The organism is Enterobacter sp. C3_dUdeg (assembly GCF_057536195.1).
Window position 1 is genome coordinate 37288 of sequence record NZ_BAAKFX010000018.1, and the last position, 16264, is coordinate 53551.

Here is a 16264-nt window from a genome sequence, read left to right on the forward strand (position 1 = left end):
GGTTGATACAGTCAAAGTCCCAGAGGTATTGATAGGTGGAATCAACTCCGGTTGATTAACACGCTTTACACCAACCTGCGTTTTTACGCAGGTTTTTTTTGCCTGATAGTTCAATCTGTAACAGCAACAGAGAATATTCACACCTGGTTGCACTTAGGCTCATTCCCTTGCGTTTTCCTGCTGGCGAAGCGCAGGACGAACGGCCACAATCAAGATCCCAGAGGTATTGATTGGTGAGAATTCTTAGTACGGTTTCGTACTCATCTCTTGCACCAACCTGCGCGGATGCGCAGGTTTTTTTTCGCCTCCACTTTTGCTGTCGCTCCCGTATCACTTCTCGTGTAATCTGCCACCATTTACTATCAACCCTCCACACTGGCTGGCAAAGGGAGTTGAGATGCTATTTGGGTTCTTCCGTACACTGTTCCGTATTCTTTTTCGCATCCGCGTCACTGGCGATGCCCGGGCGCTTCGCGGTGAACGCGTTCTTATCACACCAAATCATGTTTCCTTTATAGACGGCATTCTGCTGGCGCTATTTTTACCCGTGCGCCCGGTGTTTGCGGTCTATACCTCTATCAGCCAGCAGTGGTACATGCGCTGGCTCACGCCGCTGATTGATTTTGTGCCGCTCGACCCGACAAAGCCGATGATGATTAAGCATCTGGTGCGTCTGGTTGAGCAGGGGCGTCCGGTGGTTATTTTCCCGGAAGGGCGTATTTCAGTGACCGGTTCGCTGATGAAAATCTACGACGGGGCGGGGTTTGTTGCCGCGAAATCAAAAGCGACCGTGGTGCCGCTGCGCATTGAAGGCGCAGAACTGACCCATTTCAGCCGCCTGAAGGGGCTGGTGAAGCAGCGTCTGTTCCCAAAAATCACGCTGCATATTCTGCCGCCCACGTCGTTACCGATGCCGGACGCGCCGCGTGCCCGCGATCGCCGTAAAATCGCCGGGGAAATGCTGCACCAGATTATGATGGAAGCGCGCATGGCCGTGCGCCCGCGCGAAACGCTGTACGAGTCCCTGCTTTCCGCGCAGCACCGCTATGGCGCGAAGAAAAACTGCATCGAAGACATCAACTTTACCCCGGATACCTATCGCAAGCTGCTGACCAAAACCCTGTTTGTGGGCCGCATTCTGGAGAAGTACAGCAAAAAGGGCGAAAAGATTGGCCTGATGCTGCCTAACGCGGGCATCAGCGCGGCGGTGATTTTTGGTGCGGTTTCCCGGGGGCGCATCCCGGCAATGATGAACTACACGGCGGGGGTGAAAGGACTGACCAGCGCCATCACCGCTGCCCAGATTAATACCGTCTTTACCTCTCGTCAGTTCCTGGACAAAGGCAAGCTCTGGCATCTTCCCGAGCAGCTCACCCAGGTGCGCTGGGTCTTCCTGGAGGATCTGAAAGCGGACGTAACCACCGGCGACAAGCTGTGGATTTTTGCTCACCTGATGATGCCGCGTCTGGCGCAGGTCAAACAGCAGCCGGAAGATGACGCGATTATCCTCTTCACGTCGGGTTCGGAGGGCAACCCGAAAGGCGTCGTCCACAGCCACAAGAGCATTCTGGCGAACGTTGAGCAGATCAAAAGCATTGCTGACTTTACCGCGAATGATCGTTTTATGTCGGCGCTGCCGCTGTTCCACTCCTTTGGCCTGACGGTGGGGCTGTTTACGCCGCTGCTGACCGGCGCAGAAGTGTTCCTCTACCCAAGTCCGCTGCATTATCGCATTGTGCCGGAGCTGGTGTATGACCGTAACTGCACCGTCCTGTTCGGCACTTCAATCTTCCTCGGCAACTACGCGCGCTTCGCCAATCCGTATGACTTCTATCGCGTGCGGTATGTGGTGGCCGGTGCGGAAAAACTGCAGGAGAGCACGCGTCAGATCTGGCAGGACAAGTTTGGCCTGCGCATTCTCGAAGGCTATGGCGTTACCGAGTGTGCTCCCGTGGTCTCGATTAACGTACCGATGGCGGCGAAGCCGGGTACGGTGGGCCGAATTCTGCCGGGGATGGACGCGCGTCTGCTGGCCGTGCCGGGCATTGAAGACGGTGGCCGTCTGCAGCTGAAAGGGCCAAACGTGATGAACGGTTATCTGCGCGTGGAAAACCCAGGCGTGCTTGAGGTGCCGACGGCTGAAAATGTCAACGGCGAGGTTGAAACAGGCTGGTACGACACCGGTGATATTGTCCGTTTTGATGAACAAGGCTTTGTACAGATTCAGGGACGTGCGAAGCGCTTCGCCAAAATCGCCGGTGAAATGGTCTCGCTGGAAATGGTTGAGCAACTGGCGACGGCCGTGTCCGCGGATAAGATGCATGCGACGGTGGTGAAGAGCGATGCTAGCAAAGGCGAGGCGCTGGTGCTGTTTACGACCGACGCTGAGCTTAAGCGCGACAGGTTACTGAGCTATGCGCGTGAACACGGTATTCCTGAACTGGCAGTGCCGCGCGATATTCGCTACCTGAAGCAGCTCCCGGTGCTGGGTAGCGGGAAGCCCGATTTCGTGACCCTGAAAGGCATGGTTGAAGAGGCGGAACAGCAAAATGCGTGAGTCAGTACACACTAACACATCGCTCAGGTCGAAAGGCATGATGGCCGTTATCGCCGCACAGTTTCTCTCTGCGTTCGGTGATAACGCGCTGCTGTTTGCCACGCTGGCGCTGCTGAAGACCGAGTTTTACCCCGACTGGAGCCAGCCGATCCTGCAGATGGTGTTTGTGGGCGCTTACATTATCTTTGCTCCGTTCGTCGGGCAGGTGGCGGACAGTTTCCCGAAAGGCCGGGTGATGATGTTTGCCAACGGCCTCAAGCTGCTGGGTGCCGCCAGCATTTGCTTTGGCTTCAACCCGTTTATTGGCTACACGCTGGTGGGCATCGGCGCTGCCGCCTACTCTCCGGCGAAGTATGGCATTCTCGGAGAGCTGACCACGGGCGATAAGCTGGTGAAAGCCAACGGCCTGATGGAGTCGTCAACCATTGCCGCAATCCTGCTCGGATCCGTCGCGGGCGGCGTACTGGCCGACTGGCATGTCCTGGCGGCACTGGGCATCTGCGCGGTGGTGTATGGCGGGGCGGTTGTGGCGAACCTGTTTATTCCCAAACTGCCGGTGGCTCGCCCGGGGCAATCCTGGCGCTTTAAACCAATGACCGGCAGTTTCTTTACCGCCTGTCGCGTGCTGTGGCGTAACGGAGAAACGCGTTTTTCCCTGATGGGAACCAGCATGTTCTGGGGCGCGGGCGTCACGCTGCGCTTCCTGCTGGTGCTGTGGGTGCCGGTAGCTCTGGGGATTACCGACAACGCGACGCCGACCTATCTTAACGCGATGGTGGCTATCGGCATTGTGGTGGGGGCAGGTGCGGCGGCGAAGCTGGTGACGCTCGAGACGGTAGCACGCTGCATGCCCGCAGGGATCCTGATTGGCGTCGTGGTACTTATTTTCTCGCTGCAACATGCATTATTGCCTGCGTATGTCCTCCTCATCCTGATTGGTATTCTGGGCGGTTTCTTCGTGGTGCCGCTGAACGCGTTACTGCAGGAACGTGGCAAGCAGACCGTCGGGGCGGGGAACGCCATCGCGGTACAAAACCTAGGTGAAAACCTGGCAATGTTATTAATGCTGGGGCTCTACTCGCTGGCGGTAAAAGTGGGTGTGCCGGTGGTGGGGATTGGCGTCGGGTTTGGTGGGCTGTTCGCGCTGGCGATTGTGGGATTGTGGGTTTGGCAGCGTCGGCGCTGATAAGTGCGGCCTGATGCCCTCACCCCGGCCCTCTCCCACAGGGAGAGGGAGCAAACCCTAAAAACGGCAACCTGCGTTGCCGTTTTGCTTTTATTACGGCGCAGGATACGTATAAACCTGATGCACCGCTTCAATCTCCGCTAACACCTCTTCACTCAGGTTCAGATGGAAGCTCTCAATATTGGTTTTCAACTGTTCCATCGTGGTTGCGCCCAGCAGGGTGCTGGCAACAAACGGCTGACGACGCACGAAGGCCAGAGCCATCTGTGCAGGGTCAAGACCGTGACGCTTTGCGATATCCACATAGGCTGCAACGGCTTTCTGCGTCTGCTCGCCGCTGTAGCGGGTAAAGCGGCTAAAGAGGGTATTTCTCGCCCCGGCCGGTTTCGCGCCGTTCAGGTATTTCCCCGTCAGCGTGCCAAAGCCGAGACAGGAATAGGCGAGCAGTTCCACTTCTTCATATTGCGTCACTTCGGCCAAACCAACCTCATAGCTACGGTTAAGCAGGCTGTACGGGTTCTGGATGGTGACGATACGCGGCAGATCGTGTTTATCTGCCAGGTGCAGATAGCGCATTACGCCAAAGGCCGTTTCGTTAGAGACGCCAATGTAGCGGATTTTTCCCGCGCGCTGGCACTCGGTCAGCGCTTCCAGCGTTTCCAGCAGCGTTACGGCGGGGGCGCTCTCATTCCAGCTGTAGCCGAGCTTACCAAAGCAGTTGGTTGGCCGCTGCGGCCAGTGCACCTGATACAGGTCGAGATAGTCGGTTTGCAGGCGCTTCAGGCTGGCGTCCAGTGCGGCGCGGATATTTTTGCGATCGAGGATCTGATTCGGGCGGATCCCGGTATCGTTGTTGCGCGCGGGGCCACTGACTTTTGAGGCAATCACCAGCTTTTCACGGTTGCCGCGTTTTGCCAGCCAGTTACCGACGTAGGTTTCGGTAAGTCCCTGCGTTTCAGGACGTGGCGGAACAGGGTACATCTCCGCGACATCAATCAGGTTAATCCCCTGGCTGACGGCGTAATCGAGTTGTGCATGGGCATCGGCTTCGCTGTTTTGTTCACCAAATGTCATCGTGCCCAACCCCAGTTGGCTTATTTCCAGAGCGCTGTGGGGGATACGGTGATAATGCATAGCCGGCTTCCTCAGTAGACTTATAGACCGCGTCAGGGCGTGCCCGACAAAGGAATATAAACATGGCAGAGGGGAAGCAAAAGGGGAAGAAAAAAATCAAAAAGGCCAGCAAGCTACTGACCTTTATCTGTTTATCGCTCGATAATTTGCGATACTTCGTCGCGATTGATCTGCATTTTATTGCCTTCCTGGTCGCGGTAGCTGACCAGACCGGTATCATCGTCGACTTCGGGTTTGCCGTCGGTCAGGATCATTCGACCATCTTTTGTCGCCATGACGTAATCGCTGCTACAGCCCGATACGGCAAACGCTAAACCGACTGCTGAAACTAACACTGCCCATTTTTTCATCGTTATCGTCCTCATCTGGCGCGTATCAAATCATAATCTAGTATTAACCCGATATGGCGACTTGAGGAAGCGGTAAAATCTTAAAAAGCAGTCGATTATGTTTGAGAGCTCGCAAAATAAGTAAAAAACTATGTTTTTAACAGGAAATGACGGGCAAGGAGTGCGCCGGTGAAATTCTTTTTGAGATAAAAACCGCGCGGTAACGTCAGTATCGGCTCACCCTTCGCGCCGATTGCCTCGGTAAGCGCTTTGCTGTTGGCCGCTTTCGGGCGCAATTGTAAAACTTCTCCGTGTCGGGCGGTGATGCGCTCTACCTGCCCAAGCACAATCATGTCCATCAGCTCCTCCCAGTCCAGACGCAGCTGTTGCTCCTCATCGTCGTTCGGGCTCCAGAGCAGCGGCGCGCCAACGCGACGGTCAGCCAGGGGGATCTGACGTTCACCTTCGACCGGTACCCACAACACGCGCTTCAGCTTGTGGCGAACGTGGCTGGTTTCCCACGTTACGCCGGTGTTGCCGGTTAATGGCGCAACGCAGACGAAGGTGGTCTCAAGTGGCTTGCCCTGGCTGTCTATAGGGATGGTTTTTAACTCCACGCCAAGCGCTGCAAAATCCTGCTCGGGTTTGCTTCCTGCGCTGGCACCCAGCCACAGCTCAAGCAGCATGCCGATCCAGCCTTTATCCCGTTTCAGATCCTTCGGGATCTGAAGCCCTGCCATTGCCGCCAGCTCGCCAAGCGAAAAGCCTGCAAGACGCCGTGCCTGCTGTAGCAACTGACCTTCGCTGGATGGCGGTGAGAGCAAGGGTGTAAGCGGATGCATGAAGGTAACCTTTTGATTAAAAAATAAACTAAGAAATTGTCCCCTGTGGATAGAGTTTAACTATTTCTGTGCCAATATTCCATGTCTATGATTTATATGTTTTTTTATTGGTTTGAAATCGTTTTGCCAGACTCAGAAAACCGGTTGTTCAAATCTGGTCACTGACAATGAACAGGATCTTACACCATGTTATCCACAGAAAAATGGGATAACTGGGCATAACCCTGACTACTGTTTCAATTTACAGCCTTGACGTGCGATGAAAATCGAATTTTCAAACAAATTGTGACTAACTTATTGGCACAATCTGTGGATAAAACCGACGCTGTTCGATCTTTCATCAGCACGACGATCCCTGATGTGACGATCGTCACGATATTCTGTTTTGTGCTCATGGAAATACATTTAACTATTTGAAAATAATTGCATTATCTAATTAAGGTGAAAAAGGGGAGACTGCATCGTTTGAGGTTGTTCATCGGTAATCAGACACTTCTTCACAACTATATCCACAGAAAAGGTGAATAAAATTCCCTTCACCACCGCTCATCTGTTTATAACTCAGCACTTATTTGTGAGTTATTCAAATGTTATTAGGTTGCAGCCCTGTAAGAGAGTGGTTTACCGCCTCCCTGTAGTGTGAAACAATCATTCATATATAAGGTTTAGTTTGGGGTAGTCCGGTGATTGATGACGATGGCTACCGCCCGAACGTAGGAATAGTAATTTGTAATCGTCAGGGCCAGGTAATGTGGGCCCGGCGATATGGTCAGCACTCCTGGCAGTTCCCTCAAGGCGGGATCAATCCGGGAGAGTCCCCAGAACAAGCGATGTACCGGGAGCTTTTTGAAGAGGTCGGTTTAAGCCGAAAAGATGTTCGCATCCTGGCTTCGACCCGCAACTGGTTGCGTTACAAGTTACCGAAACGTTTGGTGCGTTGGGACACAAAGCCGGTTTGTATCGGCCAGAAACAGAAGTGGTTTCTGTTGCAGTTGGTGGGCAACGATTCAGACATCAATATGCAAACCAGCAGTACGCCGGAGTTCGATGGCTGGCGCTGGGTGAGCTATTGGTATCCTGTTCGTCAGGTCGTGTCGTTTAAACGCGATGTTTACCGTAGGGTGATGAAAGAGTTTGCAAGTGTGGTAATGCAGCTTCAGGAGATCCCGCCTAAGCCGCAGAGCGCACCTGCCTGGCGACGTAAAAGAGGTTAAGCTACGCAAATCATGCTCACCCGCTTGCGAGAAATAGTCGAGAAGGTGGCCAGTGCTCCGCGTCTGAACGAGGCGCTGAATATTCTGGTCACTGACATCTGTCTTGCGATGGAGACCGAGGTCTGTTCGGTGTATCTGGCCGACCACGATCGGCGCTGCTATTACCTGATGGCGACCCGTGGTTTAAAAAAACCACGTGGACGCACCGTCACGCTCGCATTTGATGAAGGTATCGTGGGCCTGGTTGGGCGGCTGGCTGAACCCATCAACCTTGCTGACGCGCAAAAACACCCCAGCTTTAAATACATCCCTTCCGTAAAAGAAGAGCGCTTCCGCGCTTTTCTTGGCGTGCCGATTATCCAGCGTCGCCAGCTGCTCGGCGTGCTGGTTGTCCAGCAGCGCGAGCTACGTCAGTACGATGAAAGCGAAGAGTCTTTCCTCGTCACGCTGGCCACTCAGATGGCGGCGATCCTCTCCCAGTCCCAGCTTGCCGCGCTCTTTGGTCAGTATCGCCATACGCGCATTCGTGCCCTTCCGGCATCACCAGGCGTAGCGATTGCGGAAGGCTGGATGGACGCCACGCTGCCGCTGATGGAGCAGGTTTACGAAGCCTCAACGCTTGATGAAGCGCTTGAGCGAGAGCGTCTTACCGCCGCGCTGGAAGAGGCGGCGAATGAATTTCGTCGTTACAGCAAGCGCTTTGCCGCAGGCGCACAGAAAGAGACGGCGGCCATCTTCGACCTCTATTCGCACCTGCTCTCCGACGCGCGTCTGCGTCGTGAGCTGTTTGCGGAAGTGGATAAAGGCTCGGTCGCAGAGTGGGCGGTTAAGAAGGTCATCGAAAAATTTGCCGACCAATTTGCGGCACTGACCGACGGTTACCTGAAAGAACGGGCTGGCGATCTCCGCGCCCTGGGACAGCGTCTGCTGTTCCATCTCGATGACACCATTCAGGGGCCGAATGCCTGGCCAAAACGGTTTGTTCTGGTCGCCGATGAGCTCTCGGCAACGACGCTGGCTGAACTGCCTCAGGACAGGCTGGCCGGTGTGGTGGTGCGCGATGGCGCAGCCAACTCGCATGCCGCCATTATGGTGCGCGCGCTGGGTATTCCAACCGTTATGGGCGCGGATATCCAGCCGTCGGTACTGCACCGCCGTACGCTGGTAGTGGACGGCTATCGCGGTGAGCTGCTGGTCGATCCTGAGCCGGTTCTGCTCCAGGAATACCAGCGTCTTATCAGCGAAGAGAATGAATTAAGCAAGCTGGCGGAAGATGACGTTAACCTGCCCGCACAGCTTAAGAGCGGTGAGCGGATCAAAGTCATGCTCAACGCCGGTTTAAGCCCTGAGCATGAAGAAAAGCTTGGCAGCCGCATCGACGGTATTGGCCTGTACCGTACTGAAATCCCGTTCATGCTGCAGAGCGGTTTCCCCTCCGAAGAGGAGCAGGTGGCGCAGTATCAGGGGATGCTGCAGATGTTTAACGACAAACCTGTCACCCTGCGAACCCTGGATGTCGGCGCGGATAAACAGCTGCCCTATATGCCGATCAGCGAAGAAAACCCGTGCCTGGGCTGGCGTGGGATCCGCATTACGCTCGATCAGCCGGAGATCTTCCTGATCCAGGTGCGTGCGATGCTGCGCGCCAACGCGGCGACGGGCAATCTCAGCATCTTACTCCCGATGGTCACCAGCATTGATGAGATCGACGAGTCCCGGCGACTGATCGAACGTGCAGGCCGTGAAGTGGAAGAGATGATCGGCTATGCGATCCCGAAACCGCGGATCGGGGTGATGCTTGAAGTGCCGTCTATGGTCTTTATGCTGCCGCAGCTGGCAAACCGTGTTGATTTTATCTCTGTCGGCACGAACGACCTGACGCAATATATTCTGGCCGTCGACCGTAACAACACCCGCGTCGCCAGTATCTACGACAGCCTGCATCCTGCGATCATTCGCGCGTTAGCGATGATTGCCCGTGAAGCGGAACAGTACGGCATTGATTTACGCCTGTGCGGTGAAATGGCCGGGGATTCAATGTGCGTTGCGATCCTGATTGGTCTGGGATACCGCCATCTGTCGATGAACGGTCGCGCTGTTGCTCGCGTGAAGTACCTGCTGCGACATATCGACATCAATGATGCCCGCGAGCTGGCTGAACGCAGCCTTGACGCGCAGCTGGCCGCTGAGGTTCGTCATCAGGTCGCGGCGTTTATGGAACGACGCGGTATGGGCGGCCTGATCCGCGGCGGCCGCTAATCATCTTTCGCCCTCTCCCTGTGGGGGAGGGCTCCAGCGCGCATAAAACCCTATACACATCTTTTACATCTCTGGCGCATCCTCCGCGCCCGCCTTGTGCTATGATTCGCAACTTTGGAGCCTCTGCTTACGGCAGAATCGCATTTCTACCGCTGTCCACTTTCAGCGGAATAACAACATCTTGTGGTGACAGATGAACAGTGGTTATCTGCATTTTCCGGAATTTGATCCGGTCATTTTCTCAGTAGGACCTGTTTCGCTTCACTGGTACGGTCTGATGTACCTGGTGGGCTTCATTTTTGCCATGTGGCTCGCTGGCCGTCGCGCCAGTCGTCCGGGCAGCGGCTGGACGAAAAACGAAGTTGAAAACCTGCTCTATGCGGGCTTCCTCGGCGTGTTCCTCGGTGGCCGTATTGGGTATGTGCTGTTCTATAACTTCCCGGTATTCCTGAACGATCCGCTCTATCTGTTCCGCGTGTGGGACGGCGGCATGTCCTTCCACGGCGGCCTGATTGGGGTGATCCTGGTGATGGTGATTTTTGCCAAACGCACCAAACGCAACTTCTTCCAGGTTTCAGATTTTATCGCACCGCTGATCCCGTTTGGGCTGGGCGCTGGCCGTCTGGGTAACTTTATCAACGGTGAGCTGTGGGGCCGCGTCGACCCGAGCGTGCCGTACACGATGCTCTTCCCGGGCTCTCGCGCAGAAGATATCGCGTTGCTGCCATCACACCCGGAGTGGCAGTCCATTTTCGATACCTACGGCGTTCTGCCGCGCCATATGTCTCAGCTTTATGAGCTGGCGCTGGAAGGCGTGGTGCTGTTTATCATCCTCAACCTGTTTATCCGCAAACCGCGCCCGATGGGTGCTGTCTCCGGCCTGTTCCTGATTGGCTACGGCGCATTCCGTATTATCGTCGAGTTCTTCCGTCAGCCAGACGCACAGTTTACCGGCGAATGGGTACAGTACATCAGCATGGGGCAGATCCTCTCCATTCCGATGATTGTCGCGGGTGCCATTATGATGATTTGGGCGTATCGTCGTCGTCCACAGCAACAAATTTCCTGAGGAACCATGAAACAGTATCTTGAATTGATGAAAAAAGTGCTCGACGAGGGCACGCCGAAAAACGACCGCACCGGCACCGGTACGCTCTCCATTTTTGGCCACCAGATGCGCTTCAACCTGCAAGAAGGCTTCCCACTGGTGACGACAAAGCGCTGCCATCTGCGCTCGATCATTCATGAACTGCTCTGGTTCCTGCAAGGCGATACCAACGTTGCGTATCTGCACGAAAATAACGTCTCAATCTGGGACGAATGGGCAGATGAAAATGGCAACCTGGGCCCGGTTTACGGCAAGCAGTGGCGCGCCTGGCCAACGCCTGATGGCCGCCATATTGACCAGATCACCACCGTGATGAACCAGCTGAAAAACGATCCGGACTCGCGCCGAATCATCGTTTCCGCCTGGAACGTCGGCGAACTGGATAAAATGGCGCTGGCACCTTGCCACGCGTTCTTCCAGTTCTATGTCGCTGACGGCAAGCTCTCCTGCCAGCTCTACCAGCGCTCCTGTGACGTGTTCCTCGGCCTGCCGTTTAACATTGCCAGCTATGCGCTGTTGGTCCACATGATGGCGCAGCAGTGCGACCTGGAAGTGGGTGATTTTGTCTGGACCGGTGGGGACACCCATCTTTACAGCAACCATATGGAACAGACGCATCTCCAGCTGACTCGCGAACCGCGTGCTCTGCCGAAGCTGATTATCAAACGCAAACCGGCATCAATCTTCGACTATCGCTTTGATGATTTCGAGATTGAGGGCTATGACCCGCATCCGGGCATCAAAGCGCCTGTCGCTATCTGATGCGATAAAGCGTGACACAACCGGTGCTGTTTAGCGCCGGTTTTTTTTCGCCTTTATCCCGTTTCCCGAAGCGCTATCCAGAAAGCGTGCAACGCGCTGCAACACTCCTGATTCTCCGGATAACGCCTCGTAAAACGAGGATCCGTCGCTCGTCATGTTCACCGCGCTTCGCCACACTCCCGATATGAAAAAAGAGAACGGTTTTACGCTTATCGAAACGCTGGTCGCGATTTCGCTTGTCGTTATCCTCAGCGCCTCAGGTCTTTACGGCTGGGACAGCTGGCAGCGGCAGCAGCGGCTGTGGCAAACCGCCAGTCAGGTACGAGATTACCTGCTGTTTCTGCGCAATCATGCCAACCGCTACAACCGCGACCATCAAATTATCCATCAGCGGGTGGGAGGCATGGATTGTCTGCTGAGCTCTGCCGTGCAAGGCTGTGAGAAGGGCAATCCCTTTGTGCTGATACCAACAGTAACGGCAGCTGGGATAACAGCGCATCAGAAAATGACAGCACCGGTTTTCGACTGGAGTCTGGTGCGCTTGAAACCCAGCGTGGAGCGACCTCATGTGAAGGAAAAGGATGGGAAAAGCTCACGGACCCGGACAGGCTTACTATCGCGCATTTTGTGGTGAGGACAGTGGAACATGCCAGTTTTGCGCCAGAGGTGAATATCGAACTGGCGGCGATTCGTAAAGGCGAGCAGGGGGAGCCCTGGCAGGCGTTGTATACGGTCACGGGGTACAACCTGTGAATCGTCAACGCGGCATGTCTTCGCTGGCGATGGTTCTGCTTTTACTGGTGCTCGGTACCCTGATCCTCACCGGTCTCAATCAGCAGCTCACAACCTTTAGCGCGCTCGTCGGCGGGGAGAAGCGTTCGCTTCAGCAGCAGGCGGCGGTGCAGTCCGCGCTTGAATGGGGACGGGTTCAGAGCTGGTCGTCAGAGCCACAGGTTCAGTGCAAGAAGACTCCTGCGTGGCGAGCGTGTTTGCGCCAGCTGAGTGGGGCGCGTGTGCTGCTGATTGCCGGAGACAGCGACCTGCTGCTCTGGCGCTCAGGAGAGATTGTCGACGGGAACGTTCGCTTTTCGCCTCACGGCTGGAGTGATTTTTGTCCCCTTAAGGAGAGCGCGTTATGCCAGCTGCCGTGAACAGAGAAAAAGGGTTTAGCATGGTTGAGGTACTGCTGGCGATGATGCTGCTGGTGATCGTCGTGACGGCTTTGTCCGGTTATCATCGGGCGCTGGCGGCTCGGTTTACCCTGTTTAACCAGTATCGACAGCTCTGGCATCATGCCTGGAATCAGTCTCAGCTCTCAACAAATGTTCTCCCGGCTGGCTGGCTGGCCAGTCGGGGGCAGACAACGCACGCAGGATGTGTCAGCATCACGGTCACACTTATTTCTCCTCTGGGGCGGCGCGGTGAGATAACGCGCCTGCATTGCCCGGTTAGCCAGTAGTCGGGAGCGTCTATGTTAAGGGTCTACCACTCAAATCGTCTGGATGTGCTGGAAGCGCTGATGGAATTTATCGTTGAGCGCGAGCGGCTTGACGATCCTTTTGAGCCTGAAATGGTGCTGGTGCAGAGCACCGGTATGGCACAGTGGCTGCAAATGTCGCTTTCCCGTAAATTTGGCATAGCCGCAAATATTGATTTCCCGCTGCCCGCGAGCTTTATCTGGGAGATGTTTGTGCGCGTGTTGCCGGACATTCCGGAGCAGAGCGCCTTCAACAAGCAAGGCATGAGCTGGAAGCTCATGGCGCTGCTGCCGGAAATGCTGCAGCACGATGAATTCGCCATGCTGCGCCACTACCTCAATGATGATACCGATAAGCGCAAGCTGTTCCAGCTGGCGTCGCGCACCGCCGATCTCTACGACCAATACCTTGTTTACCGTTCTGACTGGTTAATTCGTTGGGAAGCGGGCGAGTTGGTTGAAGGGCTACCGGAGGCGCAAATATGGCAGGCACCGCTGTGGAAAGCGCTGGTAGAGCATACGGAGAAACTTGGGCAGCCTAAGTGGCACCGTGCCAACCTGTACGATCGGTTTATCTCCATACTCGATAATGCGTCGGAGCGCCCGGCCCGACTGCCGTCACGCGTTTTTATCTGCGGGATATCCGCATTACCGCCTGTTTATCTGAAGGCGTTGAACGCGCTGGGTAAACATATTGATATTCATATTTTGTTCACCAACCCTTGCCGACAGTATTGGGGGGATATCCTCGACGAACGTTGGCTTGCGCGGCTGGTGACTCGCCAACGAAAGCGCCTTTTTGAAGAACGTTCCGTCCCGCTGTTTAAAGACGGCTCGACTGCCGGGCAGCTTTTTGATGAAGACGGTATCCAGAACCTGCCCAATCCACTGCTTGCCTCGTGGGGGAAGCTGGGGCGTGACTACATTCACATGCTTTCAGACATCACTTCATCAGGCGAAGGTGACGTGGATGCCTTTGTCGATATTGCCCCGGATAGCCTGCTGCATCATATTCAGCTGGATATCCTCGATCTGGAAAACCGTGCCGTGATGGGCGTGACGGCGAAAGAATTCGAACGCAGCGACAGCAAGCGCAAGCTGGATGCTGACGATCGCAGCGTCACGATCCATGTTTGCCATAGCCCTCAGCGTGAGGTCGAAGTGCTTCACGACCAGCTGCTGGCGATGCTGCAGGACGATCCCGAACTCACCCCGCGCGATATCGTGGTGATGGTGGCGGATATCGACAGCTACAGTCCCTTCATTCAGGCCGTTTTTGGCAGTGCGACGGGCGAGCGATATCTGCCTTACGCTATCTCTGACCGTCGTGCCCGTCAGTCGCATCCGGCATTGCAGGCCTTTATCACTCTGCTTTCACTGCCGGATAGCCGCTTTATCTCCGAAGATGTCCTGGCGTTACTGGATGTTCCCGTGCTGGCTGCACGCTTCAACATCAATGAAGAGGGGCTGCGCTACCTTCGCCAGTGGGTGAATGAATCTGGCGTACGCTGGGGGATCGATGACGATAACGTTCAGGAGTTCGAACTTCCTCCAACCGGGCAGCACACGTGGCGTTTTGGCCTGACGCGTATGCTGCTGGGCTACGCCATGGAGAGCAGCCAGGGCGAGTGGAATGAGGTGCTGCCTTACGATGAGTCCAGCGGGTTAATTGCTGAACTGGTGGGGCATTTAGCGTCACTCCTGATGCAGCTTAACCGCTGGCGACACGAACTGATGCAGCCGCGTCCGCTTGAAGCGTGGCTCCCGGTTTGCAGGGCATTGCTTAATGATTTCTTCCTGCCAGACAGTGACACAGAAGCGGCAATGGCACTGATTGAAACGCAGTGGCAGGCGATCGTCGATGAAGGCGTGAATTCCCATTATCAGGATGCAATCCCACTGTCGCTGTTGAGGGATGAGCTAACGCAGCGGCTTGACCAGGAGCGAATCAGCCAGCGTTTCCTGGCTGGCCCCATCAATATCTGCACCCTGATGCCAATGCGTTCTATCCCGTTTAAAGTGGTCTGTCTGCTTGGCATGAACGACGGCGTTTATCCGCGCGCGCTGGCGCCGCTGGGGTTCGATTTGATGAGCGCAAATCCAAAGCGGGGAGACCGTAGCCGCCGCGATGATGACCGCTACCTCTTCCTTGAGGCGCTCATTTCCGCCCAGAGTAAGCTCTATATCAGCTATATCGGCCGTTCCATTCAGGACAACAGCGAGCGTTTTCCCTCCGTTCTGGTGCAGGAGCTGGTGGACTATATCGGCCAGAGTCACTATCTGACGGGGGATGAAGAGCGCAACTGCGATGAAAGCGAGAAGAGGGTGAAAGCCCATATCACCTGTTTCCACAGCCGCATGCCGTTTGACCCGGTGAACTACACGCCCAGCGAGCGCCAGAGCTATGCCCAGGAGTGGCTACCGGCGGCGAAAAAGGAGGGGAGTGCGCATACCGATTTCATTCAGGAGCTTGACCCGCGCCCTGTCGACACCCTGACCTTCGAACAGCTTCAGCGGTTTTGGGCGCATCCGGTGCGCGCCTTCTTCCAGCAGCGATTGCAGGTCAACTTCCGTTCTGAAGAGAGTGAAATTCCTGATGCAGAGCCTTTTACGCTGGAAGGGCTGGAGCGCTACCAGTTAAACCTGCAGCTATTGAATGCGCTGGTTGACGAGGAAGATGCGGACAAACTTTACCGCCGCTACCGTGCTGCAGGACAGTTGCCCTATGGGGCGTTCGGAGAAATTGTGTGGGAGGCGCAGTGTCAGGAGATGACCGCCCTGGCAGAGCGCGTAAGAGAGTGCCGACAGCCAGGGAAAAGCATTGAAATCGATCTCAACTGCAATGGTGTACAGCTTACGGGCTGGTTAACCCAGGTTCAGCCGGACGGGCTGCTGCGCTGGCGGCCCTCTATGCTTAGCGTTTCACAGGGTTTGCAACTCTGGCTGGAACATCTTGTCTACAGTGCGGATGGTCATAAAGGTGAAAGTCGGATTTTCGTGCGCAAAGAGGGTGAATGGCGCTTCCCGCCGATGGAGTCTGAGCAGGCGTTACGGTATCTGTCGTTGTACATTGAGGGCTACCGTCAGGGAATGAACAAACCGCTCCAGGTACTGCCGGAAAGTGGCGGGGCCTGGATAAAAGCCTGTTATGACGCACAGAATGATGCGATGTTAACGGATGAGGCGTCACTGCAGAAAGCGCGCAGTAAATTTATGCAGGCCTACGAAGGTAACATGATGGTGCGGGGCGAAGGTGAAGATGTCTGGTATCAGCGCTTATGGCGAACGCTTGAGCCAGAGTACTTTGAGGCCATCACGGAAGAGGCGCAGCGCTACCTGCTGCCGTTGTTTAAATTTAATCAGTCCTGAGCGCTGTATAAAAATTGCGCAGTATGG

At 55.3% G+C, this 16264-nt stretch carries 13 protein-coding genes; 10 read left to right on the top strand and 3 right to left on the bottom strand.

The genetic code is table 11. The annotated features are described in order from the left end of the window. Positions 1 to 397 precede the first annotated feature (397 nt). Together aas and lplT are read left to right on the top strand one after the other, a co-directional pair. Entirely contained in the window at positions 398 to 2557 is a 2160-nt protein-coding gene (aas, locus tag AC27FC_RS22670) for a bifunctional acyl-ACP--phospholipid O-acyltransferase/long-chain-fatty-acid--ACP ligase (RefSeq protein WP_196354988.1), read from the top strand. Then, the gene (lplT, locus tag AC27FC_RS22675; protein ID WP_196354989.1) at positions 2550 to 3743 is read left to right on the top strand and encodes a lysophospholipid transporter LplT; all 1194 of its coding nucleotides are present in this window, start codon (positions 2550 to 2552) and stop codon (positions 3741 to 3743) included. The genes aas and lplT overlap by 8 nt, the downstream gene beginning before the upstream one ends. 93 nt (positions 3744 to 3836) lie before the next feature. Here lplT and AC27FC_RS22680 read toward each other — a convergent pair whose 3' ends face one another. From AC27FC_RS22680 to mutH, 3 genes are all read right to left on the bottom strand, one after another. Beyond that, a complete protein-coding gene (locus tag AC27FC_RS22680; RefSeq protein ID WP_023309049.1) occupies positions 3837 to 4877 on the bottom strand; it encodes an NADP(H)-dependent aldo-keto reductase in 1041 nt (346 codons plus the stop codon). Positions 4878 to 5008: 131 nt separating this feature from the next. Next, positions 5009 to 5227: a YgdI/YgdR family lipoprotein gene (locus AC27FC_RS22685; RefSeq protein ID WP_008499668.1), complete on the bottom strand. Its 219-nt coding sequence runs from the start codon at positions 5225 to 5227 to the stop codon at positions 5009 to 5011. Between the two features lie 128 nt (positions 5228 to 5355). After that, a complete protein-coding gene (gene mutH, locus AC27FC_RS22690) occupies positions 5356 to 6048 on the bottom strand; it encodes a DNA mismatch repair endonuclease MutH (RefSeq protein WP_033146444.1) in 693 nt (230 codons plus the stop codon). Between the two features lie 683 nt (positions 6049 to 6731). Here mutH and rppH point away from each other — a divergent pair. From rppH to recC, 8 genes are all read left to right on the top strand, one after another. Further along, positions 6732 to 7262 carry an RNA pyrophosphohydrolase gene (rppH, locus tag AC27FC_RS22695; RefSeq protein WP_013098553.1) on the top strand — a complete coding sequence of 177 codons (531 nt, stop codon included), beginning with the start codon at positions 6732 to 6734 and terminating at the stop codon, positions 7260 to 7262. Between the two features lie 12 nt (positions 7263 to 7274). Beyond that, positions 7275 to 9521 (top strand): phosphoenolpyruvate--protein phosphotransferase, encoded by a 2247-nt coding sequence (ptsP, locus tag AC27FC_RS22700; protein ID WP_023309047.1) that lies wholly within the window; start codon positions 7275 to 7277, stop codon positions 9519 to 9521. Positions 9522 to 9714: 193 nt separating this feature from the next. Continuing rightward, on the top strand, positions 9715 to 10590 hold the full coding sequence (lgt, locus tag AC27FC_RS22705; protein WP_023309046.1) for a prolipoprotein diacylglyceryl transferase: 876 nt from the start codon (positions 9715 to 9717) through the stop codon (positions 10588 to 10590). Positions 10591 to 10596: 6 nt separating this feature from the next. After that, a complete protein-coding gene (gene thyA / locus AC27FC_RS22710; RefSeq protein WP_014885081.1) occupies positions 10597 to 11391 on the top strand; it encodes a thymidylate synthase in 795 nt (264 codons plus the stop codon). 184 nt (positions 11392 to 11575) lie between these two features. Then, on the top strand, positions 11576 to 12025 hold the full coding sequence (locus AC27FC_RS22715) for a prepilin-type N-terminal cleavage/methylation domain-containing protein (protein WP_487160412.1): 450 nt from the start codon (positions 11576 to 11578) through the stop codon (positions 12023 to 12025). Positions 12026 to 12140: 115 nt separating this feature from the next. Then, positions 12141 to 12542: a DUF2509 family protein gene (locus AC27FC_RS22720; protein ID WP_094934835.1), complete on the top strand. Its 402-nt coding sequence runs from the start codon at positions 12141 to 12143 to the stop codon at positions 12540 to 12542. Then, entirely contained in the window at positions 12527 to 12850 is a 324-nt protein-coding gene (locus tag AC27FC_RS22725) for a prepilin-type N-terminal cleavage/methylation domain-containing protein (RefSeq protein WP_094934834.1), read from the top strand. Before AC27FC_RS22720 ends, AC27FC_RS22725 begins: the two co-directional genes overlap by 16 nt. Positions 12851 to 12862: 12 nt before the next feature. Further along, a complete protein-coding gene (gene recC / locus AC27FC_RS22730; RefSeq protein ID WP_196354991.1) occupies positions 12863 to 16237 on the top strand; it encodes an exodeoxyribonuclease V subunit gamma in 3375 nt (1124 codons plus the stop codon). Positions 16238 to 16264 lie beyond the last annotated feature (27 nt).